Raw genomic sequence first — 18,217 nt, forward strand, 5'->3', positions numbered from 1 at the left:
ACAGAGCGATCTGCCATTGGCCTTTTTCATGCCTGGCGTCAGGCAGCCAGGGCCAGGTCTTCAGGCAGTGCCTGGATACCCACGGCTTCGGCAGCCGCGACGTTCGCAGCACCACCACTCAGTGCAGCGGCAATGGCGTCGAAGGTGCTGTCGGTCGACACGCCGTAGCTGGCCAGCAGGTTGTCCAGCACACCTTCCAGCGCCGAGGTGTTGCCCTGCATCAGGCCGTAGATCACGCCCTGTACTTCGTTGCCGGCACGGCCGGCACCCAGCGCGGCATCCAGGTCCAGGCCGTTGAAGCTGACCACGTAGTTGCTCAGGCTGAAGTCGCTGCCGCCGCCACCGCCGAGCACTTCGCCCAGGCTGACGTTGTCCAGCGACCCCCACAGGTAGTGGTTCAGGTTGTCGCCCGGCGCCTTCAGCGGATCGAAGACGTAGTGCAGGCCGTTGGAGGTGTCGGAGTCGGCGATGAAGGCGTAGTCCGAACCGTTGGCGCCATGGGTGGCGTACTGGTCGCCATCACGGCTGCCGTTGCTGAACCCGCCGGTGTTGCTGTAGCCGTGACCGGCAGTGACGAAACCTGCGCTCCAGAAGGCCAGGTAGTCGTCGACGGTGGCGCTGCCGAATGCTGGATCGTAGGTGACGGAAATAGTCATGACGGTTCCTCTGTGCTGCTTGGTTTGAACGAAGGCGTCTTGCCCTCGTGTTGCCCGGAGTGGGCGAACGCGGGTGTTTCAGAATCGGTATTCGAGCATGCCGCTCAAGGTCCGGCCGCGGGCCAGGGACAGGTTGTTGACGTCGCCCATGGCGACGAAATAGGCCTCGTCGGTGGCGTTCTCCAACGACAGCGCAAGGTTCAGGCTGGGGGTCATCCAGTAGCTGGCGTACAGGTCGTAGACCTTGTATTTGGGCCACATGGCCTGGTCGATCTGGCTGTAGCCGTGGGTGTCGAGGTTCTTGCCATTGCCCTCGCTGTAGCGCAGGCGCATGCCGACATCCAGGGTCTTGTCGAGAAAACGCATGCCCAGGGTCAGCGAGCCACGGTCGGCCGGCATATAGGAGGCGTTGCCCATGATGTCGCCGCAGCTGACGCGGTTGTTCTCGGTGGCATTGGCCTCGGCGCGCGAGACCCGCACCGGCAGCATGATGATGCGGCTGCCGACCTGCACCGGGCGCAGCACGGTACCGGCGCTGACCAGTTGCTGGGCGCCGCCGAGGTAGAACTGGTTGGAGCAGAAGTCGTTGCTGCCGATCATGTGGGTGTAGCTGAGCTGGCCGTAGTAATCGCCGGCGTCGTAGTCGAGGCTGTATTCCACGCCACGAAACTGTGTGGTTTCGAGGTTGTTCTGGTACACCGAGCGGCCCAGGGCGATGCCCGATACGCTGGAGCCCGGCAGGCTGGCGTTGGTGTCGAGAAACGAGAAGTTGTCGATACGGGTGTCGAAGTAGGCGATCTTGGCGGCGAAGCGGTCGCCACTGCGCAGCAGCGACTCCTTGAAGATGTTCAGCCCCAGCTCCCAGTTGTGCGACTCCTCGGCCTTGAGGAAGGGGTTGGGATAGACCATCTCGTTGCCACCGCCATGCGGGCGGCCGCTCATGTACGCCTCGGTCACCGCCGGCGGACGCCAGCCACGGCCCCAGCGGGTGTATACCTGCAGCCAGTCCAGCCCCGGCTTCACGGCGATACCGAAGGTCGGTGAGAAGCGGCCTTCTTCGCGGTCTTCCTCGAACAACAGGTCGGTGCGCTGACGGCGCAGGTTGGTCTCGGTGACACCCTCGGGGTACATCCAGGTCGTGACGCCGGTCTTGCCGGTCAGGCGATAGCGGTCATAGCGCAGCCCGGCATCGACCACCAGCCAGTCGTCATGCTCGTAGCTGAGGTTGCCGAACAGGCTGGCCATGACCCGCTTGCCCTTGGGGTTCGCGCCCTGCACGTACGGCAGCGACTCGGTCTCGTTGACCGCGGCGATACGGTTGGTGCTGGGGCGGAAGGTATCCTGGAAAGCCTCGCTGCCATAGTTGAACGTGAGGCTGTCGGCCTGGAACAGATGCCAGCGCGAGGTGTTCTGCAGTTGCAGGCCCCAGGTGTCGGTCTGGTAGCGATCGGTGTAGTCCTCGACACGGTTGCCGCTGTTCTCGGACGAGGCGTTGTTGGCGTTCCAGCGATCCTGGCGGGTGGTGACGTAGTAAAGCTTGGCCTTGAAGTCGATCAGCTCGTTGGGGTTGAAGCTGTAGTCCAGGGCCGCGTTCCTGGCGTTGATGTCGTTGGTGCCGGTGACGCGGTAGTAGTAGTCGTGGCTGCCGGAGTCCTTTACCGTCCAGGCGTCCTTGCTGTCGGTGTCGGTCTCGAAGTAGCTGAACTGCAGACGCTGCTCATCGGGCAGGTTCAGGCCGAGCTTGAAGATCTGCGAGCGGGTCACGCTGTCCATGCCGCCGACCTCGCCGTTGAGCCAGCTCTTCCAGGCCTGACGGTCTTCGAGCTTGCCGCGCATCTGGGTGCCGAGGTTGCCGGCGTTCTGCGTGCCGCTGCGGTAGTCGCCGAAATGCCGCTCGCTGTGGCCGACCAGGATGTCGCCGACTTCGTTGCCCACGGCGAACAGCGCACTGCCGTTGAAGTAGGTGCCGTTGCCCAACTCGCCAATACCGTGCCCGGCGCGCAGGCGGCCGCCGATTTCCTTGCCAGGGGCGAGCAGGTCGCGGGCATCGATGGTGGCGAAGCTGGCGATCCCGCCGATCACCCCGGCGCCGCCCATGCCGGCGGAGGTGCCCTTGTCGATCTCGACGTTCTGCACGAACTCGGGGTCGATGAACATCACGCCGTTGCGCTGCTGGTGGCCATTGACGCTGAAGTTCTGGCGCATGCCATCGATGTTCATGTTGACCCGGCCATAGTCCTGCACGCCGCGAATGTTCACCGAGAGCCCGGGGTCGCGCTGGTTGACCGCGGTGTACACCCCGGCGGTCTGCTCGAGCATGTCGGCGGCGTGGCGCGGCGGGCGCTGGTCGATCTGCTTGCGGGTGACGACGCTGACCGAGCGCGGGGTCATGTAGACCCAGTCGCCGTCACGGGTCGACTCGACATGCGTAGCCCCCAGCTCCAGCGCCTGGCCATCGGCCTCCACCCGCTCCAGCCCTACCTGGCCAGCCGCACTGAAGCGATAGCGTACCGGGGTGCCCAGCAGCAGTTGGCGCAGGCCGTCTTCAGCGGCATGCGCGCCGTGCAGGCCGGCGCTGTTGAGCCCGGCCAGCTTGCGGCTGTCGAAGAACACCTGCACGCCCGACTGCTCGGCGTAGGCCAGCACGGCACTGTCGAGGGCCTGGGCCGGGATGTCGAACTGGATCATCTGGCGGCTGGCGGCATTGGTCGCTGGCGCGGCGTGCGCCACGCCGATCCCCATCGGCATGGCACAGGTGCCCAGGACCAGGCTGCTGGCCAGGGCGAGGCGACCGAAAGGTCGAAGGGTCTGTTGTCGTGGCGTGGTCACTGCGAAGGCTCGTCTGTTGTTGGCGTTTTCTAGTAATGAAAATCAATCTCAACAATCAGACGTGCGGGGATGGAAAAGTCAGTAAGGGGAAATGAAAAAAGATTGTGCGGGGGCTGGAGGGGTGCGCGATTACCGGCATGGCCGGTGCCATACACGGCGGTGTTCTTTTCGCGGGCAAGCCCGCTCCTACAAAAATCAGTGGAGTACCTGTAGGAGCGGGCTTGCCCGCGAAAAGCCCACCACCGAGCAAAGATCAGTAGATCAAGGTCAACCCAGGCAGCTCGAGCCGCTGCGCCTGCAGCTCATCGCTCAACACCCCGCCAACCGCCGCCAGTTGGTCAAGGCGAAACACCCCGCTTACCTCGCGCTGCGCCAACTGCGAATCCACCACCATCAAGCGCCCCGGACGATAGCGGTTGAGCCGCGCCACCACCTCGGCCAGCGGCTGACGCTCGAACACCAGCACCCCACGCTCCCAGTCGGTGGCGCGCTGCAGATTCTGCTCCGGCCAGGGCCGCACACCACTGGCGTGGTCATAACGCACGCTCTGCCCCTGTTCGACCACCTGATCGGCACGGCCACGCGCTGGCGGCGTCAGCAGATCGACGGCCACGCGGTGTTCGAGCATCCCGACCCAACCGCCCTCGCCCGCCTGCCCCACCACGAAGCGCGTGCCCAGCGCGCGAGTAGTCGCCCCGGCATACTCGACCACGAAAGGTCTGCGCTCGTGCGCCGACACCGGCGCGGCGCTGAACACCGCCTCCCCCGCCAGCAGGTGCACACGTCGCTCGCGGTCGTCGAAGGCCAGGGTGATGGCGCTGCGGCTGTCCAGGTCGACCAGGCTGCCATCGGGCAACGTCACGCGGCGTACTTCGCCGGCCACGGTGATGTAGTCGGCACGCCAGTCCAGCAGCAACTGCGGCGCCTGCGCGACACCAAACGCCAGCACCAGCAGTGCAGCCACGCCGGTCATCGCCCGGCGCAGGCGCGAACGTCGAGGCACTGGCCGGGCCAGGGTAGAGGGCGATGCGCGGCGCACAGGCGGCGCGATCTGCGCCAAGGCCCCCAGGTCGGCCCAGGTCGTGCGGGCGAAATCATAGGCCTGGGCATGCCGCGGATCGGCGGCGCACCACTGCTCCAGCGCCCGCTGCTGCTCATCGCTCAAGGGGCCGGCACTGTCGCGCACCGCCCACTCGGCGGCCTGCTCGCGAATCGCTTGCTCGGGCTGGTTCTCGCTGCTCACACGGTTCTCTCGCGATCTGGTTATGTCTGGGCTGACGTCCGAAGGGGCAATTGTCAGTAAACCGCTCGTCATCCACCGTCCTGCAGGCACTGCATCACATAGGCCAGGGCCTTGGCCAGATGCTTCTGCACGGAGCTGTCGGAAATCCCCAGGTGGCGGGCGACCTCGGCGTGGGTCATGCCTTCCAGGCGGTTGAGACGAAACACCTGCTGGGTGCGCTCGGGAAGCTCTTCGAGCATGGTTTGCAGGCGCCGCAGATGCTGCTCGCGCGCCGCCTGCTCCTCAAGCCCTGGGCGTTCTTCGACGATGCCTTCGAGAGCCTCGTGGGGCACCGGGTCGGTCTTGCGCCGCTGCTGCTGGCGCAGGTGGTCGATCATCAGGTTGTGCGCCGTGCGGTACAGGTAGCCCGGCGTGTTTTCGATGGTTTCCTGGCGCTGCTGTTCGGCCAGGCGCAGGAAACTTTCCTGCACCAGATCGGCAGCGAGCTGCGGATCGCGCACCTTGCGCGTCAGCAGCCCCTGCAGGGTTTTCGCATGCTTGATGAACAAGCGCTTGAGGTCGGACTCCGCCACACGCACTCCAGCTGGTGGTCGCAAGGTGGCGGAATGCTACTCGCTACTGAGAATCACTTGCAAGAAGTGCGATCACTCGAACAGTGCGTCCAGGGCCTGCTCCAGACGCGTCACCGCAATCACCTGCAAGCCTGCCGGCGATTCCTTGGGGGCGTTGCCCTTGGGCACGATGGCGCGCTTGAAGCCATGCTTGGCCGCCTCCTTCAGGCGCTCCTGGCCGCTGGGCACCGGACGCACCTCGCCAGAAAGACCGATCTCGCCGAACACCAGCAGGCCATGGGCCAACGGGCGGTTGCGCAGGCTCGACATTACCGCTGCGAGCAGCGCCAGGTCAGAGGCGGTCTCGAGCACCTTGACCCCGCCGACCACGTTTAGGAACACGTCCTGGTCATGGGTGGGAATGCCGCCGTGGCGGTGCAACACCGCCAGCAACATCGCCAGGCGGTTCTGGTCCAGGCCCAGGGTGACCCGTCGCGGGTTGGCCAGGTGGCTGTCGTCGACCAGCGCCTGCACCTCGACCAGCATCGGCCGGGTGCCCTCCCAGGTGGCCATCACCACGCTGCCCGGCACCTCTTCCTGGGTGCGGTTGAGGAAGATCGCCGAAGGGTTGGAGACCTCCTTCAGGCCACGGTCGGTCATGCCGAACACACCCAGCTCGTTGACCGCGCCGAAACGGTTCTTCACCGCTCGCAGCAGGCGCAGGCGTCCGTCCGATTCGCCCTCGAAATACAGCACGGTGTCGACCATGTGCTCGAGTACCCGCGGGCCTGCCAGCGAGCCCTCTTTGGTCACGTGGCCAACCAGGAAGATCGCCGTGCCGCTCTGCTTGGCGTAACGCACCAGCAGCGCCGTGCTCTCGCGCACCTGGGCCACGCCACCGGGAGCCGATTGCAGCTGTTCGGTGAAGATGGTCTGGATCGAGTCGATCACCATCACCCGCGGCTTTTCCACCCGCGCCGTGGCGATGATGGTTTCAATGCAGGTTTCGGTCATCACCTTGAGCTGGTCCTGGGGCAGGCCCAGGCGCCGCGAACGCATGGCCACCTGCTGCTGCGACTCCTCGCCAGTGACGTACAGCGCAGGCATCTGCGTGGCGATGTTGCACAGGGTCTGCAGCAGGATGGTGGACTTGCCGATACCCGGGTCACCGCCAATCAGCACCACCGAACCATCGACCAGGCCGCCGCCGAGCACACGGTCAAGCTCGGTGCTGCTGGTGGTGAAGCGCGGGATCTCCTCGACACTCACCTCGGCCAGGGTCTTGATCTGCGCCTGCTGCCCGGTCCAGCCCGCACGCCCGGCAGGCGCTGCAGCGCCGCCGCTTTCGATCATGGTCTCGACCAGGGTGTTCCAGGCGCCGCATTCGCCACACTGGCCGGCCCATTTGGGAAAGGTCGCGCCGCACTCGGTGCAGCCATACAAGCGCTTGGCCTTGGCCATCGGGTCAGTCTCCTGGGCAAAGACCGCCATGATAGCCCAAGCCCGATGTGCCTCGGGCGCTGCTGCGTGCGACAAAACTATTCGTTCTAATGGCAGTCTGTAGCCCTGAATGCAGCGCATGAAGCGTTTTAGTGGCTTACACTGCGTTTACCTCACCATTTGTTACAAAGGAATAAAACATGGGCGTGCTCAGCGAGTTCAAGGCCTTCGCGGTCAAGGGAAATGTCGTCGACATGGCGGTTGGTATCATCATCGGCGCGGCCTTCGGCAAGATCGTCTCGTCATTCGTGGGCGACGTGATCATGCCGCCACTGGGCCTGCTGATCGGCGGGGTGGACTTCAGTGACCTGGCGATCACGCTCAAGGCTGCAGAGGGTGATATCCCGGCAGTGGTGCTGGCTTACGGCAAGTTCATCCAGACCGTCATCGACTTCGTGATCGTGGCCTTCGCCATCTTCATGGGCGTGAAGGCGATCAACCGCCTCAAGCGCGAAGAGGCCGTGGCGCCCACCACCCCGCCGGTGCCGACGCCGCAGGAAACCCTGCTGACCGAGATCCGCGACCTGCTCAAGGCGCAGAACCGCCAGCCCTGACCAAAACGTTCCGGGGCCGCGATACGGCCCCGGATAGCGTTTCTACCAGTAGTTCTCCACCGCCACCTGCCCCGGCCGCTTGCTCAGGCTCAGTTGCAGGTCACGCGCCTTCAGCACCTTGCGTGTCTCGTCGATCATTTCAGGGTTGCCGCACAGCATGATCCTCGAATGCTCCGGCGAAAACTCAAGCCCCGCGGCCCGCTCCAGCTCGCCGTTCTCGATCAGCGTGGTGATCCGCGCATTCAGCGCGCCAGGGTGCAGCTCACGCGTAACCACCGGAATGAACTGCAGCTTGCCGGCGAACTCGGCCAGGTAGTCGCGCTGTTCAAGCCCGGCGATCAGATCCACGTACGCCAACTCCTTGGCTTCGCGCACCGAATACACCAGCTTGATGTTGTCGAAGCGTTCCCAGGCCTCGAAGTCCTGGAGGATCGACACGAAGGGGGCGATACCGGTGCCTGTGGCCAGCAGCCACAAGTCGCGGCCACCGACGAAGCGGTCCAGGGTCAGGTAGCCGAAGGCCTGGCGGTCGATCAGCAGGGTGTCACCCTCTCCCAGCCGGCTCAACTCACTGGTGAACTCACCGCCCGGCACCACGATGGAAAAGAAATCAAGAAACTCGTCATGGGGCGCGCTGACCATCGAGTAGGCCCGCCACACCACACTGCCGTCGGCCTTGGCCACCCCAAGGCGCGCGAACTGCCCGGCACGGAAACGGAACCCCGCATCACGGGTGACACGCAGGCTGAAAAGGTTCGGCGTCAGGGGTTGGACATCGAGCAGGGTTTGTGAAGTGAATTTGTCGGCACTGGCGGTCATGACGGACTCCCGAGGTGAATGCGCCAAGTGTGGCGCAAAGTGACGCCCAGGAACACCGAGGAGCTGTAGGTTCTCGTACAAAATCGGTACAACTAAATCTATATCGATAGCACACGCTATAGCGAAAAATTTCCAGCGCTTTAGTCAGCTTTTCCTACACTCGGATGGATGCCACCGAAATTTGGATCCACTTGGAGCAACAACATGTCGCATTGGAAGCCGGAAAATCTCCAGATATTGCTGGGCGAAAGGCACCCCGAACGTATGTTCGACCATGCCATCGCACTCGTTCAGGAGATGGACATGGAGTATGTAGGGCTTGCCCTGCACCTGCATGTTCCCGCGCAACGTGCCCATGTAATCCTGTACAACAATTTTCCAAAAGAATGGAATGCCCACTATCAGGCGGATCGCAACTTCATCGAGCAAGACCCCATCATAGCCCTCAGCCGGCGCTCCACGGTCCCGGTGCTCTGGGAAGACAAGCTCTACGACGAAGCCCCCGAATACCGCAGCCTCGCTTGCAGCCATGGCCTGCGTCATGGGTGGACGCAGTCGCTCTACGACCACATCAACCACGCCAGCCAGCTCAGCGTGGCCCGCCCCGAGCACAAGGTCTCGACGCTCGAATTCCTGACCAAGAGCGCACAATTGCTCTGGCTGCACAACGTACTGCATGAACTGATCTGCGAACATCACCGCAGACTGATGGACCCAGCCCCTGCCCTGACCGACCGTGAGCTGGAAGTCACCAAGTGGACCGCTGACGGCAAGACCGCGTCCGACATCGCCTGCATTCTCTCGTTGTCGCAGAGTACCGTGAACTTCCATATCCGCAGTGTGATCGCCAAACTCGGCGTGTCCAACAAGACCGCTGCCGCCGCAGTTGCCGCCGCCCGCGGCCTGATCTGGAAGTAACTGCCCGCTACCGGCAAAGCCCTGTAGAATCGAACGCTTTGACGCCAGCGATCATCCACCGCAGGCAAAGCCGCATCGAGCCCGTTCCCCCATGCCCCTGCTGACCAGCCCATTCGCCGAACTCGACCTGATCCGTCAACCGGAGCAGAACAACGACCCCCTGCAAGCCTTCGACGCTGCCGACGAGTACCTGCTGAGCCACTTGGCAGCCCAGGCACCGCAAACCACGTGTCGCGTGCTGATCCTCAACGACAGCTTCGGCGCCCTGGCGGCCAGCCTCGCCGGCCAGGTGCAGGTGACCAGCAGCGGCGACTCCCACCTGGCCCACCTGGCCCTGGAAAAAAACCTCGCGCGCAATGGCAAACCCTACGACGCCGTGCCCTTCATACCCTCCAGCGAGCATTGGCAAGGGCCGTTCGACCGTGTGCTGATTCGCGTGCCCAAGACCCTCGCATTGCTCGAGGAACAACTGATCCGCCTGCAAGGCAAGCTGGCGCCCGGCGCCGAGGTGATCGCCGGGGCGATGATCAAGCACCTGCCCCGCGCCGCCGGCGACCTGATGGAGCAGTACATCGGCCCGGTCCAGGCGTCGCTTGCGCAGAAAAAGGCACGCCTGTTGATCGCCACGGTCGGCGAGCGACCTGTCGCCACCTCGCCCTACCCCACCCGCTACCACCTGGACAGCCCCGCGCTGGAGCTGATCAACCATGCCAACGTGTTCTGCCGCGAAGGCCTGGACATCGGCACCCGCGCCTTCCTCCCGCACCTGCCGCGCAACCTCGGCAGCGCCCGCGTCGCCGACCTGGGATGCGGCAACGGCGTGCTGGCCATCGCCAGTGCACAGGTCAACCCCGATGCGCACTACACCCTGGTGGACGAGTCGTACATGGCCGTGCAATCGGCGCGGGAAAATTGGCAGGCGGCACTGGGCGATCGCGCAGTGGACATTCGCGCCGATGATGGCCTGGCCGGGCAGCAGAAGCAGTCGCTGGATGTGGTGCTGTGCAACCCGCCATTCCACCAGCAGCAAGTGGTCGGCGACTTCCTCGCCTGGCGCATGTTCCAGCAGGCTCGGGAGGCGCTGGTGGTCGGCGGCGCGCTGTACATCGTCGGCAATCGCCACCTGGGCTATCACAGCAAGCTGTCGCGGTTGTTCCGCGGTGTGGAGCAGGTCGCGGCGACGCCGAAGTTCGTGGTGCTCAAGGCGCGCAAGTGATCGTAGAGCCAACTGTCTTGCTCAAAATCTGGAGACCAGCCCAATCCCTGTGGGAGCAACTGTCTTGCTCAAAATCTAAAGACCAGCCCAATCCCCTGTGGGAGCGGGCTTGTCCCGCGAACACGGGCGTAGCCCGTGCCAGGCAGCGCGGTGTCTTTTTCGCGGGTAAACCCGCTCCCACACGTACGGCGTTCGGATTTACGCCGGTGTTGCGCTCTTGCACTGAGGCAATTCCACATCCTGCCAGGGGGTGCCTGTTCTTAGCATCGCATTGAGTCGTACGATGAAAACTCTCATGCAGGCCACAATCGCGACCTTGGCTGCCTTGCCCCTTTCACGCAGTGCTTGGTACTTCGCCTTGAGCGAGGGGTTTTGCCTTACGGCCACCAAACACGACATGTACAACGCGCACCTTATCCCGAAACGGCCTCCCGAGATCGAGCGCTTGCCTACGGATGTTCCACTGTCGTGATTGAAAGGTGCCACCCCAACCAGCGAGGCTATTTCTCGGGCCTCCACATGGCCCAACTCCGGCAGCAGCGTCACAAGCTTCCCAGCCGTCACCAGCCCGATACCTTTGACCTGGACTAGTTGAGCAATTCGTTCATCACCCAGCCCTTCGGCATGCAGCTTGAGCTCATGCTCAATCTGTCTGATCTGAGACCTGAAGTGCTGGAGGTTGGACTTCAGGAAGCGAGCGACCACCTCAGACTGAGCCTGTTTCAGGCGCCGCCGGTCGTCGTCTCGCTGCTGGACCAGACGATCACGCTGCTGCAGCAGCTCGCGCAGCAACGCCCTCTGCGGACTGACCTGCAGAGTAGGTTTATCGGGGATAACTTCGGCGAAATGCGCCAATACCGCTGCATCGATGGCGTCGGTCTTGGCTTTGATATTCATGGACTCGGCAAACGACCTGGCTCGCCTAGGGTTTACGCGAATGACCTTGTAGCCAGCGCTCTGCAGAAAGCTCAGCACCTCACGCTCGTATCCGCCTGTCGCCTCCAGCAGGACACGCTTGACCTTGAGGCCTCGAAGGCTCTTCTCCAATACCTCGAACCCTGCCTGATCGTTGGTGACATTGATCTTGAGGCTCTGGGGACGCACCGCTATGTCCAGCGTGCGACTAGAAACATCGATACCCACAAAGGAAACCATCACCAAAATCTCCTAGACTCAACAGAGTGAGAGGACTTTGGCTTGGCCCACGCTTGTGATTCGAGATCAAGGCCGCATCCAACTGTTCGGGCTCTCGCCAAAGTGGAACGGTGAATGGCAGCTTGTGCTCCCACTCGTGCTCAAGGCACACGCGGCATTCAGCTTGCCATTCACCGCTCTCACTCCAGATTCTAATCCCCTATCAAGACACAAGCGGCGGTTCGGCGTCCCGACTTGTCCCGCGATCACCGGCGAAGCCGGTGCCATGCACCGCAGTGTCCTTTTCGCGGGCAAGCCCGCTCCCACAAAAAAAATGCAGGCGCCGGATAGGATGTTTCTGAATCTGCAGCCTGCCAGCTTCAAGCAAATCTTCCTGGGAACTATCCTACGCATTTTGCGGAAGCGTCTTGATTGTCGGGGAAATGTCTCAGGGATACCGTCGCTGGGTCGTCGAGTTGGCGACCGGGTGTGAGAAACCCGAAACTCAAGAAAACACGTTTTCCTTTATGGCAGCCGTGTGCGGGCAGGCTTCGGTCTGACCGGGTTTCTTGTGTCCCGGATTTCTCACCCCGTTCACGGCTGCCACCCTATGTCTTGTGAGAATGACGAGGTGGTCGCACCCCGAACCCACACAAGGTTGCAGATCATGAAAAAGATCGTCCCCGACCCACCCCGTTTCATCCCCAGCCCCGTAGATGCGAGGGCTCGACCATGAGTGATCACCCCAACGACTACACCACCGCAGGCGTCGCAAGCTTCCTGGACATGTTCCGCGTGCAACCCGGCCTGTCACCGGAGCGGGTGCTGGAGGAAGTTTCGGTATTGCTGGGCTGCATTCGCGACCTGAGCGACCAGGAACAGGCCGCCCCGGCCTCCATCACAGCACTGCATTACCTCAGCGCACTGGCCAAAGGCCTGCTGAACGATCTGGAAATCGCCCGCAACAGCGTCCATTAACCCGGACGTGACCTCTGTGAGAGCGGCGGTTCGACGTCCCGACTGGTCCCGCGAAAAGGGCACTGCGGTGTCTGGCACCGGCTGCGCCGGTGATCGCGGGACCAGCCCGCTCCCACAAGGACTGGGCTGGCCTTTAGATTTTGAACCAGGAAGGTGCTCCTACCCGGCTCAATGCGTACTCAACCCCGCCGCACTCATGAACATGCGCATGCCATAGGCCACGATGCCCAGCGCCGCGACACTCAGCGCCCAGATCAGCACCAGCCAGCCCAGGCGCTGCCACAACGGTTTCTTCTCCTCGATATCCATCGCCCGGCACTCCCTAGTGATAGCCATCGTCGTGGGTCACCTTGCCGCGGAACACGTAGTAGCTCCAGAAGGTGTACCCCAGGATGAACGGCAGGATGAACAGCGTCCCCACCAGCATGAAGCCCTGACTCTGCGCTGGCGCAGCGGCATCCCAGATCGAGATCGACGGCGGGATGATGTTCGGCCACAGGCTGATACCCAACCCGCTGTAGCCCAGGAAGATCAGCACCAAGGTCAGCAGGAACGGCGTGTAGTTGGCGTTGCGCGCCACCGCCTTGAGCAACCCATAGAAGGTCACCAGCACCAACACCGGTACCGGCATGAACCAGATCAGGTTGGGCATGCTGAACCAGCGATCGGCGATCTGTGGATAAGCCAGCGGCGTCCACAGGCTGACGATGCCGATCACCACCAGCAGCACCAGCGCCAGCGGCCGCGCCAGGTCGTGCATCTGCTTCTGCAGCGGCCCTTCGGTCTTCATGATCAGCCAGGTGCAACCCAGCAGCGTGTACGCCACTATCAGCCCCAGGCCGCTGTAGATGCTGAACGGCGTCAGCCAGTCAAACGCGCCACCAGCGTAGTGGCGGTCTACCACCTTGAAGCCCTCGATGAAGGCCCCCAGTGCCACGCCCTGGAAGAAAGTGGCCACCAGCGAACCCCAGATGAACGCCTTGTCCCACAGGTGGCGCTTGTCGTCCTTGGCCTTGAAGCGGAACTCGAAGGCCACGCCACGGAAGATCAGGCCCACCAACATCAGGATCAGCGGCAGGTACAGCGCCTCGAGCACCACCGAATAGGCCATCGGGAAAGCCCCGAACAGCCCCGCACCGCCCAGCACCAGCCAGGTCTCGTTGCCGTCCCATACCGGGGCGACGGTGTTCATCATCACATCACGGTCACGCTCGCCCTTGACGAAGGGGAAGAGCATGCCGATTCCCAGGTCGAAGCCATCCATGACCACGTACATCATCACCCCGAAGATGATGATCACGGCCCAGATCAGCGGAAGATCGATACCCATGGCTCAGTTCCCCTTGTTCAGGCTGGCAGTATCGTGGTCCGCACCACCATCGTCGGCAGCCGACAACGGCCGCGCTGGCGTGCGTTTCTGCCCCGGACCGCCCGGCGGCTGTGCGTCACCCTCCCCGGTGTGCGGCCCTTTGCGTACCAGGCGCATCATGTAGCCCAGTCCGGTACCGAACAGCGCGAAGTACACCACCACGAACATCACCAGGGTGAAGCCGAGCTGCCCGTAGCTGTGGTTCGACACCCCGTCCGCCGTGCGCATCAGCCCATACACCACCCACGGCTGACGACCGATCTCGGTGGTGAACCAGCCCGCAAGAATCGCGATCAACCCCGACGGCCCCATCCACAACGTGAGGTGGAGGAACGGCCGCGAGGTATAGAGCGTACCGCGCTTGCGCAGCCACAGGCTCCACAGGCCGACGAAGATCATCAGGAAGCCCAGTCCGACCATGACCCGGAACGACCAGAACACGATGGTCGAATTCGGCCGGTCTTCAGGCGGAAACTCCTTCATCGCCGGCACTTGCTTGTCCAGGCTGTGGGTCAGGATCAGGCTGCCCAACGCTGGAATCTCTACCTTGAAGCGCGTGGTCTCGGCCTTCATGTCGGGGATGCCGAACAGGATCAGTGGCGTCGGCTCGCCGGGCTTGTTCTCCCAGTGGCCCTCGATGGCGGCGATCTTCACCGGCTGATGCTTGAGCGTGTTCAGGCCATGGAAGTCACCGATCACCGCCTGGATCGGCGTGACAATCAGCGCCATCCACATGGCCATCGACAGCATCTTGCGCACCGCCGGATTATCCCGCCCGCGCAGCAGATGCCAGGCCGCCGAGGCACCGACGAAGAACGCCGTGGCCACGAACGCAGCGGTGGCCATGTGCATCAGGCGGTAGGGGAACGAGGGGTTGAAGATGACCATCAGCCAGTCGACCGGCACCACCCGGCCATCGATGATCTCGTGGCCCTGGGGCGTCTGCATCCAGCTGTTGGAGGCAAGGATCCAGAAGGTCGACACCAGCGTGCCGAGCGCCACCATCACCGTGGCGAAGAAGTGCAGCCCCCGCCCCACGCGGTTCCAGCCGAACAGCATGACCCCGAGGAAACCCGCTTCGAGGAAAAAGGCAGTGAGCACTTCGTACGTCAGCAAAGGCCCAGTCACGGCACCGGCAAAGTCGGAGAAACGGCTCCAGTTGGTGCCGAACTGATAGGCCATGACCAGCCCGGAGACCACCCCCATGCCGAAGTTGACGGCAAAGATCTTCGACCAGAAGTGGTAGAGGTCGCGGTAGACATTGTCGTTGGTCTTCAGCCAGAGGCCCTCTAGGACCGCCAGGTAGCTCGCCAGGCCAATGGTGATGGCCGGGAACAGGATGTGGAAGGATACGGTAAACGCAAACTGGATTCGGGCGAGCTCCAAGGCCTCTAAACCGAACATAGTGCTTCCTCTTCAGGTAATCCGCGCGTTCGGGCTCGTGACCCTCGCGCTCACTGCCCCCACGGTAATCGAGTGCGCTGTTGTCGAATTGTTCTGTTCGATCGCAGGGATTCTGGCCAGGCGGCCAACTCGTTTCATCTGGAACGATTGATCCAAATCAACGACTGTTGGGAAGCATAGTCCCGAATGCCAGGGCAGGCTGTGTGGTTGTTTGCCGCGTGACCGGTTGCCTCACCCTCTTTACTCGCGACGGGTTTGGTGGATCGCCCGATCAACCCGATGGAACCCTTGGCCAATGGCCACAGTCCACCCTTCAGGCCCACCTTCCAGAGGCCTTCACCAGGAGACACCCATGAAAGGTACAGCGCTTTCCGCCCTCTTCGCGGCCGCCACCCTGCTGGCCTCGCCTGTATTCGCCGCCGATGACCTGTGCGCGATCAACCTGCAGAAGATCAACGACAGCATGGCTACCGCCGGCGCCACGTCCGAAGGCCTGGACAAGGCACTCACCGAGCATGTCGACAAAGCCAAGGCCGCCCAGGCCAGCGGCGACACCAAGGAGTGCATCGCCATCACCAGCAAGGTGCTGGAGCGCCTGGAAAAGACCGAGAAAGGCAGCGGCTCGGCCGGCGGCAGCGGCGCCTGAGCCGCTCTGTTGCAACGGGCGGCGGCACCAGCAGTCGACGCCGCCCGTGCAAAGGCGTATACTCGGCGGCACGTGTCGAGAGATACGTCAGCTAGAGCTGAGTGTGGGGCCGATCAGGATTCGACGCCGGTAGCGAAACTCTAGGTGCATGCCGAGTTGGTAACAGAACTCGTAAATCCACTGTTGCAACTTTCTATAGTTGCCAATGACGAAAACTACGAGGGCTACGCTCTCGCTGCGTAAGCAGCTGAGCCCGCTCTCCTGGTAGCTTCGGCTCCAGCAATCACTAGGGGATGCCTGTAAACCCGAAGTGATTGTCATACAGAACAGGATCGTCGTGTAGCACGTTGGGGGCAAAGCGACTAAAACTTACCCAACTCGTCCAAAGCACCCTGCCCGTCGGGCGGCTGCGGATTAACTCAATAGACACGGCTAAGCATGTAGTACCGACAGCGGAGTACTGGCGGACGGGGGTTCAAATCCCCCCGGCTCCACCAAATGATCAATCAAAGACGTCCACGGACGTCTTTTTTTGTGCCTGCGATCCAGTAAATACGAGGCTCCCAGCGCTTTTTGCGGTCTTTTAAGAGTTTCTGAGTTCCAGCCATTCTGGTATTCCAGACGGTATTCCAGCCCATCCGGTGCTAATCTTTGGAATACCGAATCAGTGCTTGAGGACAATCTCATGCCTGCTCAAAACCTCCGTCTCTCCGATCGACAGCTCAAGGGAGTCAAACCCGCGTCCAAGGATTACGTCCTTACTGACGGTGACGGTTTGCAGCTCCGCGTCCGCAGCAACGGCTCGTTGCTGTGGAATTTCAATTACCGCGAACCGGTGACCAAGAAGCGCATCAACATCGGCTTCGGGACCTACCCCGAATTGTCACTGGCGAATGCGCGAAAGATGGCAGTCGAAGCTCGCGAGCTGCTAGCTCAAGGCATCGATCCGAAGGTGCAGCGCAATACGTTGAATGAAGCCAAGCGCGCAGAAACGGAACACACCTTCGAGAACGTGGCCACCGCCTGGTTCGAGCTCAAGAAAGACTCGGTCACCCCAGCCTACGCCGAGGACATCTGGCGGTCGCTCACACTGCACGTGCTCCCCGACTTGAGGACAACACCACTGACGAAAATTACCGCGCCGATGGTGATCGCGTTGCTTCGTCCAATCGAAGCGAAAGGCAGCTTGGAAACGGTCAAGCGTCTTAGCCAGCGGCTGAACGAGATCATGACCTACGGCGTGAATTCCGGCTTGATTTTCGCCAACCCACTCACTGGCATCAGGGCGGTATTCAAGAAGCCCAAGAAAGAGAATATGGCCGCGCTTTCGCCAGAAGAGCTCCCCGAGCTCATGCTGGAGATCGCGAACGCCAGCATCAAGCGCACCACTCGCTGCCTGATCGAATGGCAGTTGCACACCATGACTCGCCCCGCCGAGGCGGCGACTACTCGCTGGGCAGACATCGACTTTGAAAGGCGTGTCTGGACTATCCCACCGGAGCGGATGAAGAAGCGCCGCCCTCACAGCATCCCGTTGAGTGATCACGCTACCGCACTCTTGGAGTCACTGAAGACTCACAGCGGCCATCGCGAATACGTCTTCCCGGCAGACAGAAATCCGCGCACCCACGCCAATAGCCAAACGGCCAACATGGCGTTGAAACGCATGGGCTTCCAGGATCGGTTGGTCAGCCACGGCATGCGCTCGATGGCCAGCACCATTTTGAATGAGCATGGCTGGGACCCGGAGCTCATTGAGGTTGCACTGGCGCATGTCGACAAGGATGAGGTGCGCAGCGCCTACAACCGAGCCGACTACATTGAGCGCCGTCGCCCGATGATGGCCTGGTGGAGTGAGTACATCCAGAAAGCCGCCACTGGCAGCCTGCTCGCCTCTGCATACGGCCAAGTTAGAGACAAGAACGTGGTGCCGATCCGCTAGGACTGTGCAGGCGCAATAACACCGGCGACAGCAACTGAAGGCTCAAGATTCAGGGAAAGCAGCCTCATTTATCCGCTTCTCAGCGCGGGTCCATCCAAACAGGGCTGCAAAGCCGCCCTGTTTGGATGGACCTTACTCTGAAGAGCTAAAAGCCACGACGTTGTCCGGGATTTACCATGGAATTTCACCGGTGGATAACCGCTTTTCACGTCCCAAGAGCGCTGAATTTCGGCCCTTGACCGGGTTTATCCACAGGCGTAGAACTGGCCGTGCAAAGGCTGTCGATGACAGCACCCCAGGTGACCCGAACCTTAAAGGTCACGCCGCCCCGCGGTGGTTCTCCCCAAGGGCGATTCGCATCCGGCAGCTCGCCCGGTCACCTCCCCGGTGATGGATGCCAACTACATTTCATGGCCCTCGTGCGCCAGACGACACTTCCTATTGCGCTGCCCTGCAGC

The 18,217-nt window shown here is 62.3% G+C and carries 16 protein-coding genes and 1 other RNA gene; 7 read left to right on the top strand and 10 right to left on the bottom strand.

What is annotated here, in order from left to right; genetic code table 11:
• Window positions 1-38: 38 nt before the first annotated feature.
• From AB688_RS24105 to radA, 5 genes are all read right to left on the bottom strand, one after another.
• The gene (locus tag AB688_RS24105) at window positions 39-656 is read right to left on the bottom strand and encodes a heme acquisition protein HasA (RefSeq protein WP_054894045.1); all 618 of its coding nucleotides are present in this window, start codon (window positions 654-656) and stop codon (window positions 39-41) included.
• A gap of 78 nt (window positions 657-734) precedes the next feature.
• Window positions 735-3,404: a TonB-dependent receptor gene (locus AB688_RS24110; protein WP_196759915.1), complete on the bottom strand. Its 2,670-nt coding sequence runs from the start codon at window positions 3,402-3,404 to the stop codon at window positions 735-737.
• Window positions 3,405-3,738: 334 nt separating this feature from the next.
• Window positions 3,739-4,728, bottom strand: coding sequence for a FecR family protein (locus AB688_RS24115; RefSeq protein ID WP_063546140.1), 990 nt, complete (start codon window positions 4,726-4,728; stop codon window positions 3,739-3,741).
• 68 nt (window positions 4,729-4,796) lie between these two features.
• Window positions 4,797-5,300: an RNA polymerase sigma factor gene (locus AB688_RS24120; protein WP_063546141.1), complete on the bottom strand. Its 504-nt coding sequence runs from the start codon at window positions 5,298-5,300 to the stop codon at window positions 4,797-4,799.
• Window positions 5,301-5,372: 72 nt separating this feature from the next.
• Window positions 5,373-6,740, bottom strand: a complete 1,368-nt coding sequence (gene radA / locus AB688_RS24125) for a DNA repair protein RadA (protein WP_063546142.1) — start codon at window positions 6,738-6,740, stop codon at window positions 5,373-5,375.
• A gap of 179 nt (window positions 6,741-6,919) precedes the next feature.
• Between radA and mscL the strand changes: the two genes are divergently transcribed.
• Entirely contained in the window at window positions 6,920-7,333 is a 414-nt protein-coding gene (gene mscL, locus AB688_RS24130; protein ID WP_054894040.1) for a large-conductance mechanosensitive channel protein MscL, read from the top strand.
• A 42-nt stretch (window positions 7,334-7,375) separates the two neighbouring features.
• On the opposite strand, the gene AB688_RS24135 is transcribed toward mscL, so the two are convergent.
• Window positions 7,376-8,152, bottom strand: a complete 777-nt coding sequence (locus AB688_RS24135) for a ferredoxin--NADP reductase (protein WP_054894039.1) — start codon at window positions 8,150-8,152, stop codon at window positions 7,376-7,378.
• Window positions 8,153-8,356: 204 nt separating this feature from the next.
• Between AB688_RS24135 and AB688_RS24140 the strand changes: the two genes are divergently transcribed.
• Window positions 8,357-9,070 carry an autoinducer binding domain-containing protein gene (locus AB688_RS24140; RefSeq protein ID WP_063546143.1) on the top strand — a complete coding sequence of 238 codons (714 nt, stop codon included), beginning with the start codon at window positions 8,357-8,359 and terminating at the stop codon, window positions 9,068-9,070.
• Window positions 9,071-9,161: 91 nt separating this feature from the next.
• A complete protein-coding gene (locus tag AB688_RS24145) occupies window positions 9,162-10,286 on the top strand; it encodes a methyltransferase (protein WP_063546144.1) in 1,125 nt (374 codons plus the stop codon).
• 198 nt (window positions 10,287-10,484) lie between these two features.
• Here the strand turns inward: AB688_RS24145 and AB688_RS24150 are convergent, their stop codons facing one another.
• Window positions 10,485-11,441, bottom strand: a complete 957-nt coding sequence (locus tag AB688_RS24150) for an IS110 family transposase (protein WP_063545967.1) — start codon at window positions 11,439-11,441, stop codon at window positions 10,485-10,487.
• Window positions 11,442-12,152: 711 nt separating this feature from the next.
• On the opposite strand from AB688_RS24150, the gene AB688_RS24155 reads away from it, so the two are divergent.
• The gene (locus tag AB688_RS24155) at window positions 12,153-12,398 is read left to right on the top strand and encodes a DUF3077 domain-containing protein (protein ID WP_054894036.1); all 246 of its coding nucleotides are present in this window, start codon (window positions 12,153-12,155) and stop codon (window positions 12,396-12,398) included.
• A gap of 168 nt (window positions 12,399-12,566) precedes the next feature.
• Here the strand turns inward: AB688_RS24155 and AB688_RS24160 are convergent, their stop codons facing one another.
• Genes AB688_RS24160 through AB688_RS24170 form a run of 3 tightly spaced genes read right to left on the bottom strand, consistent with a single transcriptional unit; the run spans window position 12,567 to window position 15,171 of the window.
• Window positions 12,567-12,707, bottom strand: a complete 141-nt coding sequence (locus AB688_RS24160; RefSeq protein WP_063546145.1) for a DUF2474 domain-containing protein — start codon at window positions 12,705-12,707, stop codon at window positions 12,567-12,569.
• Between the two features lie 13 nt (window positions 12,708-12,720).
• Window positions 12,721-13,728 carry a cytochrome d ubiquinol oxidase subunit II gene (gene cydB, locus AB688_RS24165; RefSeq protein ID WP_054894034.1) on the bottom strand — a complete coding sequence of 336 codons (1,008 nt, stop codon included), beginning with the start codon at window positions 13,726-13,728 and terminating at the stop codon, window positions 12,721-12,723.
• Window positions 13,729-13,731: 3 nt separating this feature from the next.
• On the bottom strand, window positions 13,732-15,171 hold the full coding sequence (locus AB688_RS24170) for a cytochrome ubiquinol oxidase subunit I (protein ID WP_063546146.1): 1,440 nt from the start codon (window positions 15,169-15,171) through the stop codon (window positions 13,732-13,734).
• 352 nt (window positions 15,172-15,523) lie between these two features.
• Here AB688_RS24170 and AB688_RS24175 point away from each other — a divergent pair, with 352 nt between their 5' ends.
• From AB688_RS24175 to AB688_RS24185, 3 genes are all read left to right on the top strand, one after another.
• On the top strand, window positions 15,524-15,817 hold the full coding sequence (locus AB688_RS24175; protein WP_063546147.1) for a hypothetical protein: 294 nt from the start codon (window positions 15,524-15,526) through the stop codon (window positions 15,815-15,817).
• 105 nt (window positions 15,818-15,922) lie between these two features.
• Window positions 15,923-16,314: a transfer-messenger RNA gene (gene ssrA, locus AB688_RS24180) on the top strand.
• A 188-nt stretch (window positions 16,315-16,502) separates the two neighbouring features.
• Window positions 16,503-17,759 carry an integrase domain-containing protein gene (locus tag AB688_RS24185; protein ID WP_063546148.1) on the top strand — a complete coding sequence of 419 codons (1,257 nt, stop codon included), beginning with the start codon at window positions 16,503-16,505 and terminating at the stop codon, window positions 17,757-17,759.
• Window positions 17,760-18,217 lie beyond the last annotated feature (458 nt).

The sequence above is a fragment of the Pseudomonas putida genome (assembly GCF_001636055.1).
In the GTDB taxonomy this organism is placed as follows: domain Bacteria; phylum Pseudomonadota; class Gammaproteobacteria; order Pseudomonadales; family Pseudomonadaceae; genus Aquipseudomonas; species Aquipseudomonas machongensis.